This window comes from Aeromonas sp. 600724, assembly GCF_049175135.1.
GTDB classification, from domain to species: Bacteria; Pseudomonadota; Gammaproteobacteria; order Enterobacterales; family Aeromonadaceae; genus Aeromonas; species Aeromonas veronii_A.
The window spans coordinates 1-15,848 of record NZ_JAAKUM010000017.1 but is presented as its reverse complement, the minus strand read 5'-3'; the positions used below and the strand labels follow the sequence as shown (position 1 = coordinate 15,848).

Below are 15,848 nucleotides of genomic sequence, written 5' to 3'. Positions count from 1 at the left end.
ATTACTGACAAGTCAGTCTCGCCGTCGTGTAGACTTCTGGTAGCGGTGATGGCAAATAAAAGCGGCAATGCTGCTCGCTGCCCCAGCGAGCCTCCACAGGACTTCCTTCATGCAGGCCTGCGAGATAGGCCATGCCATCATCACCGACCATCCCCAATTGTTGCCCCTTGTCATTGACGACTTCAGCGGCGAATGGAACTGGGCAGCCATCTGTTTTGACCAGTTCAAGCATGCGCTTGCCGCCCGACAACATATCGAAATGACGATAACCGATAGCTCCTTCGGTCAGGGTCCCCATGGAAATAGGTGTCCCAATAGGCTCAACATCATCACCCAATTGATCGATGTCGATGCTGGTTCGTTGACGATAGTAGCTGGATATATCGGCTACAACCGCCTTGCCATTTTGATTCGTGAAGGTTACTGGCCCGCCGGTGTGTACAGGCACACCGCTGGCCCCGTCAGTATCTACCATGATACGACTGCCCCCCATCATGCCTACCCGGTGCATGGCAATCCCCTCTTTGGTCGCAGTAATTCCGCCATTGATGGAGAGCCCTGCGGCTGTTGAACTACCTGCCTGGTGACTAACGTTGGCCATCAGGGTGGTTTTGTCGCCAGTGTGGGTATAGAAACCGCTGGCGCTTTCACCTGCTGGCGAGGTTGAGGCCGTGACTGAGTAACTGTTACGGTCATCCACCCGGTTGAAGAGGCTGATATTGTTGGTGGTTTTGCCCCCCATGGTTGAGGCGCTGTAACTCACATGTTTGTTCAGCCCAAAGGGAATCGACAGTGTGAAGTACATGCCATTATCAGTCTGACGGCCCTGCTCGTTGTGATAGGTGGTGAGCGAGGTCGCCAGGCCACGCCACTCCATTACATCAAAATAGTGAGACAGAGAGAGGCTGATACGCTCACTATCTGTCTGGGACCAGTAAGACTGATGGGTGTAATCGATATATGCTCCCAGCTGAGCTGCTTTGAATTGCTTGCTTAGCCTCACGTTATAAAGTTCTCTGGAGCCGCCCCTGTATGGTTGGCCAATCTTGCGGGCGGCCATAAAGTCATTCATGTTCATAAAATCCCGCTCCGAGAAGCGGTAACCGGCAAACGCCACTTGGCTGTCATACTCTTCGAAGTTCTTTGAATAGTTGATTCGATAAGAGCTGCCAGTTTTTGAGCCCTCTGCCAACTGGGCACGAGATTCAGTGATATCGAAAGAGATAGCACCTAATTGCAGCAAATCACGTCCAACCCCGACAGAGAGTGCATCGTAACCCTCACTGAGCAGAGCCCCTCCCAACAGTGACCATCCATTGCTCACGCCCCAAGAGAATTCACTGCTGGCAAAGGCCGGTCCATCCAAGCGATGGGGTTGACTGCTGATCTTGCCACTATTGAACTTGTAGCGTATCGAGCCTGGTCGGGAGAGATAGGGGATGCGAGAGGTGTTGACCTGAAAAGTCTGCACCGATCCATCCTGCTCCTCTACTCTGACATCCAGGGTGCCACTGACTGCGCTGCTCAAATCCTGAATACGAAATGGCCCGGAAGCCACCTGCGTTTCATAAATAACGCGCCCTTGCTGACTAATCACCACCTTGGCGTTGGTCTTGGCAATACCTACCACTTCCGGGGCGTAGCCACGCAAGTCGGGGGGCAACATGTTGTCATCGTTAACTACAGAGGCGCCTGTATACAGAAAGCTATCGAACATGGAGTTACCCAGATCGAGTTCGCCTATCGTCAACTTGGCGCTGAGTTCGGGTAAGGCGCGATAGGCATACACACGACTGACATCCAGCTCACTTTGGGAGCCTGCTTGCTCTTTGTTACGCTCATAACGACCCTGCCAGTCAGCCCGCAGCCGCCAGGCCCCCATATTGACACCTGCCACACCATAGGCACTGACATTGGTTGTGTCACCATTACCATGGGTCGAATGGTTCTCTTGCAGATTGATGCCATAATCGAGCAGGGCACCATTGACCCCTTCATCCCAACGTGACGGGGGATCCCAGGAGTCACTCACATAATCCCGATATGCTTGAGGGACAGAAATGAGAAGCGTGTCTTTGCTGATATCGCCCTTGATCACTATTCCTTCGAGTACGTCAGGATTAAGGCAAGAGCCACTCTTCCCACTAGTCAGCAGACGTTCCAGATCGTGATTTTTAAGGCCCAATTCATTGGCCAGCGCAACGGTCAAACACAGCTGTGAGCTGTTGCTGGAGGTTGCTTGAAACTTGACGTTACGCTCGCCAATAAAGGCATCGTTTACCACCATTTGCATGGTGTATTCACCGGGTACAATATAACCCGCCTGTTTAAAAGCACCTGATTCAATGCTTTCTTTATCTTTAACATCCAACAGGTCAGTATTGAACTCAATATCACCTGCGTGAGAACTTTTTGCCACACTCATAAAAATGAAAAAAATGGCCAACGATAATAAAGATTTTTCCATAGATTTCAATTTATAAGGTAAACAAAAGGAAACGCGCCTCCCTGCACGTAATTACTGGATAGATGTTTGATTAAATTTAAATATTTACTGGTAGGTCATGATAAAATCAGTGGTTGCACTAAATTCACCCGGGATTGCTTTTTCGCCGTCACCCGCTTTGATATTGCTTACCAACTTGGCACCAAATTTCAGGTGATTGTCACCCTCAACCAGAGTGGCAGCTTTGGTCGGGGTGCCCAAAACAACTTCAGAACCATCCAGTTGGCTAATCATGGCGATAGCCGCACCTTTTGCGAAACCATTAATGGCTAAATGTTTTTTCTCAGTATCATCAGGAATGCCGTTGAAGGTAATCGCGGCAGTTTTGGCGGTATCAAGAGAGCAGCCTTCAAGATGAATATCGAACGGACGCAGAGGACCCTCACCTTGATGCTCGAGTACACTGTTGGAGATTTGTCCCATATTAATTGTTTGATCTACGCTTTCCGGGGAGATAGAGCAGGGGGCATCTACAATCGCACCAATAAATTTGATCACGCCATGGCCTTGATCAGTTGCTGCTGGAGTTGCACTATTTTCAGCATAACTGGCGCCAGAGAATACAGCTAGCAATACAGAAGCTACAATTGCCTTTTTCATATTTTACCTTTTTAATCTGAATTGAGAGTTTCATTATTGACAAGACTAAGGTTGTCAGAAATGAAACAGGTTTTGAGAAAAAAATAAATTTTTATTAGAAGATTTATTGTTGTGTCACGTCATCAGAGACATGTTGATGACTGATTTTGGTGGTTATTTAATCACCGGGGTTGATGGTTTTCAAAATATTTAAAAATACAAAAAAATACCAATAAAAACAGGATGTTGTCTTTTGCCTGTGATGTTGAAAAGGAGGGTTGGAAGTCATGGTATTTTATGTAATTTAATATATTTTGTTGTATTCTTTCCACCCCTTTAGGGTTGGCATGCAAAGTACCTGGAGATTCATGATGGTGACTGGCATGTTGGTTTGAACTTGTGATTTTTTTTGATAAAGCGAGGAAAATAACAACTTATTTGCACTGATATATTTTATGTTGTTTTTAGATCTTTTATATTAAATTGCTTTCTGAAGTCGGTCACTCATTTAAATTGGTGGTGTTTAGTAAGCGTATAGCAATCAGGGTGATTAAAAATTCAGTGGGTTTTATTTTTACTGGTGCGTGCATCACGCCTATCATTTTATAGGCGGTAAATGATGTTTTTGCTCCAAAAAGTTAGCTTGGTATCAAGGGTACCAATCTCACAGATAGCAAAATAAAGTGGCAAGTCTTCAATGATGAGTAGAGAAATTAAGATTGTCTACTTGAGTAGACTATTTCCTATGTTAAATAAATCATCAATGATTTTTGAAAGGATATTTTTGAGGCTGGGATTCAGAGATGGCTTTTGAATATATTCAGTTTTGCACTGTACAGGTAATTATCTCTAAAAGTATGGTTGATAGAGGATTTTGTTGTGCGTGGAGCTTGGATGACGGATGCCATTACATTAACCGTGAACTGTTTTTTTAGCTGGCAAGTTAGTAGCCAGTAACTTGTGCTGACTCGTTATCCATAGACATGGTTTCGTTTTATTCGTACGGTTAGGCCACTTTCATCCTGTTTCGAAATCAGTACATTGCCAGCAAATAGGATATGATCCGGAGTACTCTTGGTTGATGCAGGAATACAGTTGTGCTTGAAAATCAGATGATGCTGCTGGCGGTGTTCGAACGGGCGGCGCTGATGCTGATGACCCTCTTCTTCCTGACCCGCACCCGGCCGTTCCAGCGGCTGTTCCAGAAGCGGGATCACACCCCGGCGGAGCTGGTGCTGGTGGCCTCCATCTTCGGCCTGTTTGCGGTGTTCAGTACCTACACCGGCATTCCGGTGGAGGGGGCGCTGATCAACGTGCGGATCATCGCCATCATCTCGGGCGGCATCCTGTTCGGCCCCTGGGTCGGCATTCCGGCCGGGGTCATCTCCGGCCTGCATCGCTATCTCATCGACATGGATGGCCACACCTCCATCCCTTGTCTTATCGCCAGCATCATTGCCGGTCTGCTCGCCACCTGGCTGCACCTGCGCTGTCGCAAGTCGCGGCTCTGGCTCTACGGCATTCTGGCGGGGATGCTATGCGAAGGGCTGACCATGCTGCTGATCTGGCTGCTGACCGAGCCCCATGAAGTCGGGGTGGAGATCGTCAACCATATCGCCTATCCGATGATCGCCGGGGCGCTCTGCATCGGCCTCATCATCAAGCTGGTGCAGGATCTGGATGACGAGAAGGAGCTGATTGCCGCCAAGCAGGCCAAGCTGGCGCTCGATATCGCCAACAAGACGCTGCCCTTCTTCCAGAACATCGATCGCCACTCCCTCAGTCAGGTGTGCGATGTGATCCGGCGCGACATCAGCGCCGATGCGGTGGCCATCACAGATACCCATGACGTGCTGGCCTATGTCGGGGTGGGCAAGGACTATTACGAGCTGGATGAGCACCACGCCATCAGCGGCATGACCCAGCAGGCGGTGCTGCTCGACCAGATCATCATCAACAACGATCTGCGCCAGTATCACCTCTCCGATTTCCACTCGGTCATCATTATTCCGCTGCGGGAGAACGGCTCGGTGAGCGGCACCCTCAAGATCTACTACCGCCGCACCCACAGCATCACCAGCTCCCTGCGGGAGATGGCGGTGGGCCTCTCCCAGCTCATCTCCACCCAGATGGAGGTGTCGCGCATCGAGCAGCTCAAGGAGATGACCCGCAAGGCGGAGTTCACCGCGCTGCAGAGCAAGATCAACCCGCACTTCCTGTTCAATGCCCTCAACGCCATCTCGTCGCTGATCCGCATCCGGCCCCAGCAGGCGCGCCAGCTGATCGCCAATCTGGCGGATTATCTGCGCTACAACCTCAACAAGGGGGATGAACTGATCGACATTCAGGAGGAGCTGCAGCAGGTGCGTGACTACGTGGCCATCGAGCAGGCCCGCTTCGGCGACAAGCTGGAGGTGGTGTTCGAGGTGGACGATGTGCACATTCAGGTGCCGAGCCTGCTGTTGCAGCCGCTGGTGGAAAACGCCATCCTGCACGGCATCCAGCCCCGCAGCGCGCCGGGTCGGGTCACCATCGAGGTGAAACAGCTGGCGGGGGGCATCCGGGTTGCGGTGCGGGATACCGGTTATGGCATCAGTCAGGCGGTGATCGACGGGGTGGCCGCCGGGCGGGTGGAGAGCCGCAGCATCGGCCTGATGAACGTGCATCAGCGGGTCAAGCTGCTCTATGGCGACGGCCTGCATCTCAAGCGGCTGGAACCGGGTACCGAGGTGAGTTTCTATCTGCCGGATCAGGAGTCGATGCCATGCTGAGTGCCATCATGGTTGAGGATAAGTGTGTGCCGCGAGAGGTGTTGTCATGCTGAAAGCCATTATTGTCGAAGATGAGTATCTGGCCCGCGAGGAGTTGATCTATCTGGTGAATCAGCACAGCACCATCGAGATAGTGGCGAGCTTCGAGGATGGGCTGGAGGCGTTCAAATACCTGCAGGATCACGAGGTGGATGTGGTGTTTCTGGATATCCAGATCCCCTCCATCGATGGCCTGCTGCTGGCCAAGAACCTGCACAAGTCGAGCCATCCGCCCCACATCGTCTTTGTCACCGCCTACAAGGAGTTTGCGGTGGAAGCGTTCGAGCTGGAGGCGTTCGACTATATCCTCAAGCCCTACAACGAGCCGCGCCTCATCAATCTGCTGCAAAAGCTAGAGCATGCGGGCAAGTCGCAGCCAGCCACCACGGGGGAGGCGAGCGGCGAGGGGAACAGCCCGCACAATCGCACCGTCAATCTGGTGAAGGGGGAGCGCATCATCGTCACCCCCTGCGAGCAGATCTACTACGCCGAGGCCGACGAGAAGCTCACCTATGTCTACACCCGTGATGACCGCTACGTGATGACCATGACCATCAGCGAGTTTGTCAGCCGCCTGCCTGCCGAGGGGTTCTTCCGTTGCCACCGCTCCTACTGCGTCAACATCAACAAGATCCGCGAAATAGTCCCCTGGTTTAACAGCACCTATCTCATCCGGCTCCATGATCTGCCGTTCGAGGTACCGGTCAGTCGCAGCAACATCAAGGCGTTCCGTCAGCTGATGCGGCTCTGATTGTCATTCATTCCCGCCGATCTGCATTTCATGCCTTAATCGATCGGCGCGAACTGCGTCTTGCCTATAGTGGCCTCAATTTCCTTAAGGCCATCGACCGAGACGCATCATGACCAAAGAGATGAACCGCACCCGGTACCTGACACTGATCGGTACCATCATCACCCAGTTCGCACTGGGTTCTGTCTACACCTGGAGCCTGTTCAACGCCCAGCTCTCCGACAAGCTGGACGAGCCGGTGAGTCAGGTGGCTTTCGCCTTCGGCCTGCTCAGCCTGTCGCTGGCAGTCGCCTCCTCCATGGCGGGCAAGCTGCAGGAGCGATTCGGTGTGCGCAACGTGACCCTGGGCGCTGGTGTGCTGCTCGGCATCGGCTTCTTCCTCACTGCCCATGCCAGCAATCTGGCGATGCTCTACCTCTGCGCGGGCATTCTGGTCGGTTTTGCCGACGGTACCGGCTACCTGATGACCCTCTCCAACTGCGTGAAGTGGTTCCCGGAGCGCAAGGGGCTGATCTCCGCCTGCTCCATCGGTGCCTATGGCCTCGGCAGTCTCGGTTTCAAATATATCAACCTGCTGCTGCTCTCCAGCTCCGGCCTTGAGACCACCTTCCAGCTGTGGGGGCTGATCGCCATGTCCATGGTGCTGGTGGGCGGCATGCTGATGAAGGATGCGCCCAAGCAGGCCGCCTCCGTGCAGCAGAGCGAGAGCCGTGACTTCACTCTGGCCGAGGCGATGCGCAAGCCGCAGTACTGGATGCTGGCGCTGATGTTCCTCACCGCCTGCATGAGTGGCCTCTACGTCATCGGCGTGGCCAAGGATATCGGCGAGAAGATGGTGGGTCTGCCAGCAGTGGTGGCTGCCAATGCCGTCGCCATCATCGCTATGGCAAACCTGGGTGGCCGTCTGGTGCTGGGTATCCTCTCCGACAAGATGTCCCGCATCCGGGTCATCACCATCGCCCAGCTGATTACCCTGGCGGGCATGGCGCTGCTGCTGTTCGTGCCGCTCAATGCCAACCTGTTCTTCGTGGCGGTGGCCTGTGTGGCCTTCAGTTTCGGCGGCACCATCACCGTCTACCCCTCGCTGGTGAGCGACTTCTTCGGTCTCAACAACCTGACCAAGAACTACGGCGTCATCTATCTGGGCTTTGGTCTGGGCAGCATCATCGGCTCCATCGTGGCCTCCCTGTTTGGCGGCTTCATGGCGACCTTCAACCTGATTCTGGTGTTGCTGCTGGTAGCGCTGGTGCTCTCCCTCACCATTCGCCTGCCGGCACCGGTAGCGGTGGAGCGGGCCTGATAAGGCTCCCTGCCAGAGCAAGCAAAAACAGAGACCCGGGCCATGCCCGGGTCTTTGCATTTCCGATGGTCGATCAGCACGGCGCCAGCCCCAGCAGCTGGCGGGCCTGACGGCAGCGCTCCTCCACCGTTGGCCACTCATCACCGGTTACCGTGATATGGCCCATCTTGCGGCCGGGGCGGGGTTCGCCCTTGCCGTAGAGGTGCAGATGCAGGCCGGGCAGCGCCAGCAGGGCGGCCCAGTCTGGCGTGCCCTTCTGCCAGAGATCCCCCAGCAGGTTGATTAACAGGGCGGGGCGCACGGCGATTTGCTCCGGCAGCGGCAGATCGCACAGGGCCCGCACCTGCAACTCGAACTGGCTGCATGCAGCGTTGTCGAGGCTGGGATGACCCGAGTTGTGGGGGCGGGGCGCCAGCTCGTTGACCAGCAGGCGCCCCTCCACCAGAAAGAACTCCACCGTCAGTACCCCGACGTAATCGAGGGCGGCAATCAGTCGCTCAGCGATCCCTTTGGCCTCGCGCTCCAGCGTTGGCACATTGGCCGGGGAGCGAGTCTGGTCGAGAATGCCGCCGCAGTGCCAGTTCTGCACCAGTGGCAGGGAGCTGATGGCGCCGCTCGGGCTGCGGGCCAGGGTCAGGGCAAACTCCCCCTCCAGTGCCAGCCGTTTTTCCAGCACGCAGGGGACGCCACTGGCTGCCAGCGCCGTCGCCAGCTCATCCAGATTACTGATCTGCCACTGCCCCTTGCCGTCGTACCCCTCGCGGGCCGTCTTGAGAATGGCGGGCAAGAGTTCGCTGGCCTGTGCGGGGATGGGCTCTTCCGGCAGTAGCGCCAGATAGGGGGCGACCGGGATGTTGGCCCCGCGCAGAAAGGCTTTCTCCTCGCGGCGATCCTGACAGATGCGCACAGCGCTGGCGGCCGGGCGCACCGGCTTGTGTTTTTCGAGCAGGGCGAGGGTGGCGGCGGGCACATTTTCGAATTCGCAGCTGATGGCCTCGCAGCGGCTGGCCAGCTCGTACAGGGCGGTCTGGTCGTCATAGGGGGCGACAATATGGTGATCGGCGGCGGCACCGGCGATGCTGGCCGGATCGGGATCCAGCACCACCACCTTGTAGCCGAGGCGGTGGGCGGCCATCACGAAGTAGCGGCCAAGCTGGCCGCCCCCCAGCATGCCGAGGATTGCGGGTGGCAGGATCATGTCGGCTCCTCCAGTTGCAGTGCCTGCACCCGATCTCGCTCGTGGGTGCGGAAGTCGTCGAGCTGCTGCCGGTAGCGAGAGGCATCGCCGTCTTGTGCAACGGAGAGCAGAGAGACCGCAAACAGGGCGGCGTTGGCGGCCCCCGCCTCGCCGATGGCGAAGGTGGCGACCGGCACCCCTTTGGGCATCTGCACGATGGAGAGTAGCGAGTCCATTCCCTTGAGATGGCGTGATGGGATGGGCACCCCCAGCACCGGAAGAGTGGTCTTGGCGGCGACCATGCCCGGCAGATGGGCAGCGCCACCGGCCCCGGCGATGATGGCGCGCAGTCCGCGCTCGCGGGCAGTGGCGGCATACTCGAACAGCAGATCCGGGGTGCGATGGGCCGAGACTACCTGCGCCTCGTAGTGCACGCCGTGCTCCTTGAGGATGCGGGCGGCGGCCTGCAGCACGGGCCAGTCGGAGTCGGAGCCCATTACCAGGCCGATCAGGGGAGCTGTGTTCATTTTCTCTGAATCCTTGATGTCAAACGTTTGCTTTTGGTGGGCAAAAAGAGCCGGCAAGCCGGCTCAGAATTTCTCGGGTCGCACGATTTCGACCGGTTGCAGAAAGGCGATCATGGCGTAATCGGGGTAGTAGCGACTCTGCAGGTGGGCCAGCAGCCGTTCCGCCTGCTCCCGGCTGCAGATCGCTTCCAGCCGGATGTTGCCGCTCTCGCTCCAGCTGGCGTTGCGCTCGCCATGATCCCCCCGGCCGCGGGCATCTGTGATGGTATAGCCGCGCAGCCCCTCGCGGGTGAGGGTGCGCAGCAGGGTCGGCTCCAGATTGGCTTCCGTAATGACGGTCAGCAGGGTGCGGGTCTCGGTCTGCATGTGGCTACTCCGTGAAGTGGCGGGCCCAGCTGTAGTAGAGCGGGATCCCCAGCATGATGTTGAACGGGAAGGTGACCCCCAGCACGGCGCTGAGGGAGAGCCCCGGGTTGGCCTGAGGCACGGCGATGCGCATGGTAGCCGGCACGGCAATATAGGAGGCGCTGGCCGCCAGGGTCGCCAGCAGGGTCAGGCCACCGAGGGAGAGGCCCATCAGCTGGCCAGCTGCCAATCCCAGTCCCGCCGAGGCGAGCGGCATCAACAGGGCGAAGCCGAGCAGGAACAGGCCATGGCGGCGCAGATCCTGACACTGGCGAGCGACGATGAGGCCCATCTCCAGCAGGAACAGCGCCAGCGCCCCCTTGAACAGGTCGACAAACAGCGGTTTGAGCGGGGTAATTCCGTCCGGCCCGGCCAGATAGCCGATGGCCATGCCGCCCAGCAGCAGGGTTACCCCTTTGCCGAGGAAGGTCTCGTGGGCCAGCATGCGCCAGCGGGTCTCGCGACTGATGCCGCGGGCCAGCACTATGCCCACCAGAATGGCGGGGATCTCCATTACAGCCAAGAAGATGGAGAGCTGGGATTCAAAGCTGATGCCCCGCTCGGTGAGCCAGTTCACCCCGACCGCAAAGGTGGCGACGCTGACCGAGCCATAGTGGGCGGCGGTGGCGGCGGCATCCACCCGGTTCATCTTGAGGCGCAGCACGGCAAAGCCGAGCAGGGTCTGCACCACGCCGAGCAGGATCACCAGCGCCAGTTGTGGCAGCAGAGGTTGCAGGGATTGCTGGGCCAGACCGACGCCGCCCTTGAGGCCGATGGCCAGCAGCAGAAAGAGAGAGAGGGTGTCGTAGAGGGCGGGCGGCAGCTTGAGCTCGGATCGCACCAGACCGGCCAGCAGACCAAACAGAAAGAAGAGTACAACAACGTCCAGCATGATGGTTCGCAGGGCAGTTCAGATAATGGTTGCATGCTAGAGCCCGCAATGTTTCGATAAAATCAGATTCTCGCTGATGGTTGTTCGGTAAAAACTGATAGGGAACGGCATGCTCAACTACAAACAGCTCTACTACTTCTGGCATGTGGCGCGCAGCGGCAGTGTGACGCAGGCCGCCGAACAGCTGCATCTCACGCCGCAGACCATCAGCGGTCAGGTGGCCGAGCTGGAGCAGTCCCTCGGGGTGGCGCTGTTCAACCGGGTGGGGCGGCGTCTGGTGCTGACCGCCGCCGGACGGCAGGCGCAGGAGCAGGCGGGGGCGATTTTCTCGCTCGGCGCCGAGCTGGAGCACACCCTGCGCCACGCCAGTCAGGAGCTGACCATGCAGGTGGGGATCGCCGATTCGGTACCCCGCACCCTGGCGTTCGAGCTGCTGGCTCCCGCCATGGCGCTGGCGACCCCGCTGCGGTTGGTGTGCCACGAGGAGCGGGCCGAGCAGCTGTTCAGCGAGCTGGCCCGTCACAAGCTCGACATGGTGCTGATCGATCGCCCGCTTCCTCCCGACAGCGGCGTGCGCGGCTACAACCACGAGCTGGGGCGCAGCCCGCTGGCGCTGTTTGCCAGCCCAGAGCTGGCGGCTCGGGCGCGGGACGGCTTTCCCGCCTCGCTGGAGGGGTTGCCGCTGCTGATCCCCGGAGAGAAGTCTGCCACCCACGATCGGCTGCTGGAGTGGTATCGCCAGCAGGGTATTCATCCCCATCTGGTGGGGCAGTTTGATGACTCCACCCTGATGAAGTCGTTCGGCAAGGCGGGGATGGGGATTTTCCCGGCGCCGCTGGCGATGGCTGACGAGATTGGTCGCCTCTACGGAGTGGAGCGGATTGCGACCCTCACCGACGTTACCCTCTCTTATTATCTGGTCTCGGCAGGGCGCCATCTCTCCCATCCAGGGGTACAGGCGGTGATGGAGGGGGCACAGCAGCGGCTGGCAGCGCTGGCTGACAAGAAATAGAAATCTGGATGGCTATACATCCAGCTTGGCTCTGCCTATAATCCTCCCGCTTTGGCGCATCATGCTTAATAGGGAATCCGGTGAAAATCCGGAGCTGGCGCGCAGCGGTAAGGGGGAACGAAGCGACATCAGGGCACTGCCATCAGGCGGGAAGCCGTCGCCGTAGGCTATCAGCCCCCGAGCCCGAAGACCTGCCAGAGTTCGTATTTCGGGCCGAGAGAAACCGGCCACGAAGTAGATACTTACGCGAACTTAAGGATCTCTCATGTCGAAGAAATTTCTGGCGGCTGCCCTGTTGCCGACGGCGGCGTTTGCCCAGCAGCTGACCATTCCCGTCAATCCCACCATGGTGGTGACCGCTACCCGCGTCGCCCAACCTGCCTCCAGCGTGCTTGCCCCGGTCAATGTGGTGACCCGGGATGAGATCGATCGCCTGCAAGCCCAGACCGTGACCGATGTGGTCAAGACCCTGCCCGGTGTGGAAGTGGTCAGCAATGGTGGCCGCGGCCAACTCAGCTCGCTGCGGGTGCGTGGTGGCACCTCTTCCCAGACGCTGGTGCTGGTGGATGGGGTGCGCAGTGCCTCCCTGACCGCCGGGATGACCGAACTGAATAACCTGCCGCTCAATCAGGTGGAGCGCATCGAATATATTCGTGGCCCACGCGCCACCATTTATGGTTCTGATGCCATCGGCGGGGTGATCAACATCATTACCCGTCCCGACAAGGGGACAAATCAGCACAAGTTCAATATCGGTGCCGGTTCCCATCAACAGCGTCAGGCCGCTTTCAGTAGTGCCAGCCAGGTAGGTGAGGCGGGTCAGCTCAAGGTGGCTGGCGGTTTTGATGATGAAGAGGGTTACAATGTACACCCCTTGCCCGGCATCAACGATGGTGACCGTCACGGGCATCAGGGCTACAACGCCATGCTGGACTACCAGCAGGCGCTCGGCAGCAACTGGGATCTGTTCGGTACGACCCGCTGGTTCCGCAATGTCGCCCAGTACGACCGCTCTTCTGCGGCTTCCGCCTGGGGGCCTGCCACCCATCAACGCAACGAGACCTGGACTGAAAACCAGAGCTATCAGCTGGGGTCGCGCTATCACGATGATCGCTATCTGAGTGAGTTGCGTGGCGCCTTCTCCAAACAGGATGCGTACGACTATCAGGACAACAGTGGCCGCGATCAGGCCAATAACCGGACCTACACCCGCCAGTACAGCCTGAACTGGGTCAACAGCCTCAAGCTGAACGAGCTGTGGACGCTCGGCGGCGGTGCTGACTGGCAGCGCGACATGCTGGACGATCGCTCGCGATCTTCTGGCTCCCCCTATCCGGCAGGGGCCAAGGAGCGGGACAATACCGGGGTCTATGCCCTGGTCCAGTTCGACAACCAGACATGGCAGGGTGAGCTGAGCGGCCGCAGTGATGACAACGAGCAGTTTGGTCGTCACAACACCTGGCAAACCGGCGCAGGCTGGCGTTTTGTCGAGGATTACCGCCTGAGTGCCCGCTACGGCACCGGTTTCCGCGCCCCCTCCTTTAATGACCTCTACTATCCGGGCTCTGGCAATCCCAACCTGAAGCCGGAAGAGTCTAAGAGCAGCGAGCTGATGCTGGATGGTCAAACTGCGGGTGTCGAGTGGCGAGCCACCGGTTATCGCAATGACTTCGAACAGATGATCCAGTGGGCTCCCAACAGTCAGGGGATGTGGACACCACAAAACGTTGGCAAGGCGCGCATTGAAGGGATCGAGCTGGAAGGGGAGTTCGACACTGGCTGGTTGAGTCATAGGGTCTCTGCCGAGTACAAGGATCCCAAAGACAAGGTGACCGATAAACAGTTGCAGCTGATCTCCCGCAAAGGGGCCAAGTGGATTACGCAGGCGCAGTGGCAGCAGTTTGACGGCTCGTTGAGCTGGATCTATCAGGGTGAGCGCTATGGCGATGTGGCCAACACCACCAAACTCGGTGGCTACAGCGTGTGGAATCTGGCTGTCGGCTACAAGGTCACCCCGGCGCTCAAGGTATCTGGCAAGATCAACAACCTGCTGGATAAGGAGTATCAGACTGCAGTGGGGTATCCGGCCGATGAGCGCGCATACTACGTGACGATGGATTACTCACTCTAAGCCGGAGCCGGCCAAGTGGAAAAATCAGGGGCCCTGCCATTGGCAGGGCCTTTTCTATTGGCGGCAGGCGGGAGTATGATCGCCGCCTTGCACCAAAGGGGAGCTCAAGTGGCCAATATTCTCGTGTTTGATTCCGGTATGGGTGGCCTGACCATCTACCGCGAGATCCGCCGCGTCCTGCCGGCACACAACTATTTCTACTGCTTCGATAATGCCAACTTCCCCTATGGTGAATTGAGCGAGCCCGCCCTGATTGTTGCCTGCACCCGCTTGGTGACCACCATGGTGGCCCGTCATCATATCGATCTGGTGGTGATTGCCTGCAACACGGCCAGCACCATAGCGCTGCCGGCCCTGCGCGAGGCACTGGATATTCCCGTGGTGGGGGTGGTGCCAGCCATCAAGCCCGCAGCTGCGCAGACTCGCAACGGTTGTATCGGTCTGCTGGCTACGCCAGGCACCGTTAGCCGCGACTATACCCACGAGCTGATCGCCCAGTTTGCCCCGGGCAAGCGGGTGCTGCTTAAGGGCACCACCGAGCTGGTCATAGAAGCCGAACACAAGCTGGCGGGCCTGCCGGTCAATATGGCGTTGCTGCGCGAGGTATTGGCCGACTGGCTGGATGGGGAAGAGCAGCCGGATACGCTGGTGCTCGGTTGCACTCACTTCCCGCTACTTAATGAAGAGATTGGGCAACTGATGCCGCAATGTCAGCTTATTGACTCGGGCAGTGCCGTTGCCAAACGGGTGGCCTGGTTGCTGAGCAATGGCGGGCATGCTGTCATGCAGCCTGTACATATAGAAGAGGTGATTGCCAGGGCCTACTGTACCCGGCTGGATGGGGAGGCCCAAAAACTGACAGCCCCCTTGCAAGCATGGGGGCTGTCATCACTGGAAGAGGTGAAGTACTGACGAGCGGTTAGGCGTCAGTTTCGCTACCTTCTCTTTCCTCTTTATCACGTTTGTCATTTGCTTCACGCACCTTGAGGGTGCGCTGCTGGTACTCTTTATCATTCAAAGCGGCAATCGCCTTGGCGGCATCGGCGGCGGGCATCTCCACGAAACCGAAACCTCTGCGCTTGCCGGTTGCCTTGTCTTTCATCAACCGCACGGAAATGACCTGGCCCTGTTCGGCAAACAACTCGCGCACTGCAATCTCATTGGCGCGATAGGGCAGGTTGCCTACATATAAGGTGCAAGTCTCCTGATTGGCGATCGACTCGGCGACATTGGCCGGGGTTCGCTTCAGGAACAGCGGTACCACGAAACCGCCGATGGCCAGACCTGCTGCAAAAATCACTTCCGCTTTCAAAGAGAACTGCAGGGCCTGGGCAACCAGGTAGCCAACCACTGCCAATACCAGAGCAAGGATTGCGGCCTGCATATATACGGGAAACTTGGATAAATTCATCTTAAAAGACCTTTTGTAAATGAAAGCAAAAAAGGTGCAACACTATATTCACCTCCATGGTAACCAGCTTTCCTGATTGGCGCTACCATGGACCACTCGGGAGAGGTTATCGGCTCCAGTATGGCATTCCCAAGGTCACTAAAGGCGACATAAATGACGCTAAAATGGGAGTGGAATAACCGGATTGTGGATAACATTGTATATATACACTGAATAAGCTGTTTCTAATTGAATAATTTGAAATTTTCGTGATTTTCTTCAAAAAAACTATTGTCATCCCGGCGCGGCTCCCTATAATGCGCCCCTACCAGCACGGCGGAACACGCCAACCTGATGAGCCAGCTTCC

General features: G+C 57.2%; 13 protein-coding genes and 1 riboswitch. Of the genes, 6 read left to right on the top strand and 7 right to left on the bottom strand.

Annotated features, from left to right (window positions below; all coding sequences use genetic code 11):
• Position 1: 1 nt before the first annotated feature.
• Entirely contained in the window at positions 2-2,467 is a 2,466-nt protein-coding gene (locus G5168_RS16010) for a fimbria/pilus outer membrane usher protein (protein WP_421252446.1), read from the bottom strand.
• 84 nt (positions 2,468-2,551) lie between these two features.
• The gene (locus tag G5168_RS16005; protein WP_216952575.1) at positions 2,552-3,106 is read right to left on the bottom strand and encodes a fimbrial protein; all 555 of its coding nucleotides are present in this window, start codon (positions 3,104-3,106) and stop codon (positions 2,552-2,554) included.
• A 1,076-nt stretch (positions 3,107-4,182) separates the two neighbouring features.
• On the opposite strand from G5168_RS16005, the gene G5168_RS16000 reads away from it, so the two are divergent.
• The 3 genes from G5168_RS16000 to G5168_RS15990 all read left to right on the top strand — a co-directional run bounded on the left by G5168_RS16000 (position 4,183) and on the right by G5168_RS15990 (position 7,946).
• The gene (locus tag G5168_RS16000; protein WP_005357096.1) at positions 4,183-5,856 is read left to right on the top strand and encodes a sensor histidine kinase; all 1,674 of its coding nucleotides are present in this window, start codon (positions 4,183-4,185) and stop codon (positions 5,854-5,856) included.
• A gap of 46 nt (positions 5,857-5,902) precedes the next feature.
• The gene (locus G5168_RS15995; protein ID WP_108613331.1) at positions 5,903-6,646 is read left to right on the top strand and encodes a LytR/AlgR family response regulator transcription factor; all 744 of its coding nucleotides are present in this window, start codon (positions 5,903-5,905) and stop codon (positions 6,644-6,646) included.
• Between the two features lie 109 nt (positions 6,647-6,755).
• The gene (locus G5168_RS15990; RefSeq protein ID WP_227341714.1) at positions 6,756-7,946 is read left to right on the top strand and encodes an L-lactate MFS transporter; all 1,191 of its coding nucleotides are present in this window, start codon (positions 6,756-6,758) and stop codon (positions 7,944-7,946) included.
• A gap of 73 nt (positions 7,947-8,019) precedes the next feature.
• Here G5168_RS15990 and G5168_RS15985 read toward each other — a convergent pair whose 3' ends face one another.
• The 4 genes from G5168_RS15985 to G5168_RS15970 all read right to left on the bottom strand — a co-directional run bounded on the left by G5168_RS15985 (position 8,020) and on the right by G5168_RS15970 (position 10,947).
• On the bottom strand, positions 8,020-9,144 hold the full coding sequence (locus G5168_RS15985) for a 5-(carboxyamino)imidazole ribonucleotide synthase (RefSeq protein ID WP_227341715.1): 1,125 nt from the start codon (positions 9,142-9,144) through the stop codon (positions 8,020-8,022).
• The gene (gene purE / locus G5168_RS15980) at positions 9,141-9,650 is read right to left on the bottom strand and encodes a 5-(carboxyamino)imidazole ribonucleotide mutase (RefSeq protein ID WP_227341716.1); all 510 of its coding nucleotides are present in this window, start codon (positions 9,648-9,650) and stop codon (positions 9,141-9,143) included. The genes G5168_RS15985 and purE overlap by 4 nt, the downstream gene beginning before the upstream one ends.
• A gap of 63 nt (positions 9,651-9,713) precedes the next feature.
• Positions 9,714-10,016 (bottom strand): P-II family nitrogen regulator, encoded by a 303-nt coding sequence (locus G5168_RS15975; protein WP_005321666.1) that lies wholly within the window; start codon positions 10,014-10,016, stop codon positions 9,714-9,716.
• Between the two features lie 4 nt (positions 10,017-10,020).
• The gene (locus G5168_RS15970; protein WP_227341717.1) at positions 10,021-10,947 is read right to left on the bottom strand and encodes a sodium-dependent bicarbonate transport family permease; all 927 of its coding nucleotides are present in this window, start codon (positions 10,945-10,947) and stop codon (positions 10,021-10,023) included.
• 109 nt (positions 10,948-11,056) lie between these two features.
• Between G5168_RS15970 and nhaR the strand changes: the two genes are divergently transcribed.
• From nhaR to murI, 3 genes are all read left to right on the top strand, one after another.
• On the top strand, positions 11,057-11,959 hold the full coding sequence (gene nhaR / locus G5168_RS15965; protein ID WP_227341718.1) for a transcriptional activator NhaR: 903 nt from the start codon (positions 11,057-11,059) through the stop codon (positions 11,957-11,959).
• A gap of 35 nt (positions 11,960-11,994) precedes the next feature.
• Positions 11,995-12,173: riboswitch (cobalamin riboswitch) on the top strand.
• Positions 12,174-12,224: 51 nt separating this feature from the next.
• Entirely contained in the window at positions 12,225-14,090 is a 1,866-nt protein-coding gene (locus G5168_RS15960) for a TonB-dependent receptor domain-containing protein (RefSeq protein WP_227341719.1), read from the top strand.
• A gap of 108 nt (positions 14,091-14,198) precedes the next feature.
• A complete protein-coding gene (gene murI, locus G5168_RS15955; protein ID WP_129503012.1) occupies positions 14,199-15,002 on the top strand; it encodes a glutamate racemase in 804 nt (267 codons plus the stop codon).
• Between the two features lie 7 nt (positions 15,003-15,009).
• Here the strand turns inward: murI and G5168_RS15950 are convergent, their stop codons facing one another.
• Positions 15,010-15,501: an RNA recognition motif domain-containing protein gene (locus G5168_RS15950; RefSeq protein ID WP_005339200.1), complete on the bottom strand. Its 492-nt coding sequence runs from the start codon at positions 15,499-15,501 to the stop codon at positions 15,010-15,012.
• Positions 15,502-15,848 lie beyond the last annotated feature (347 nt).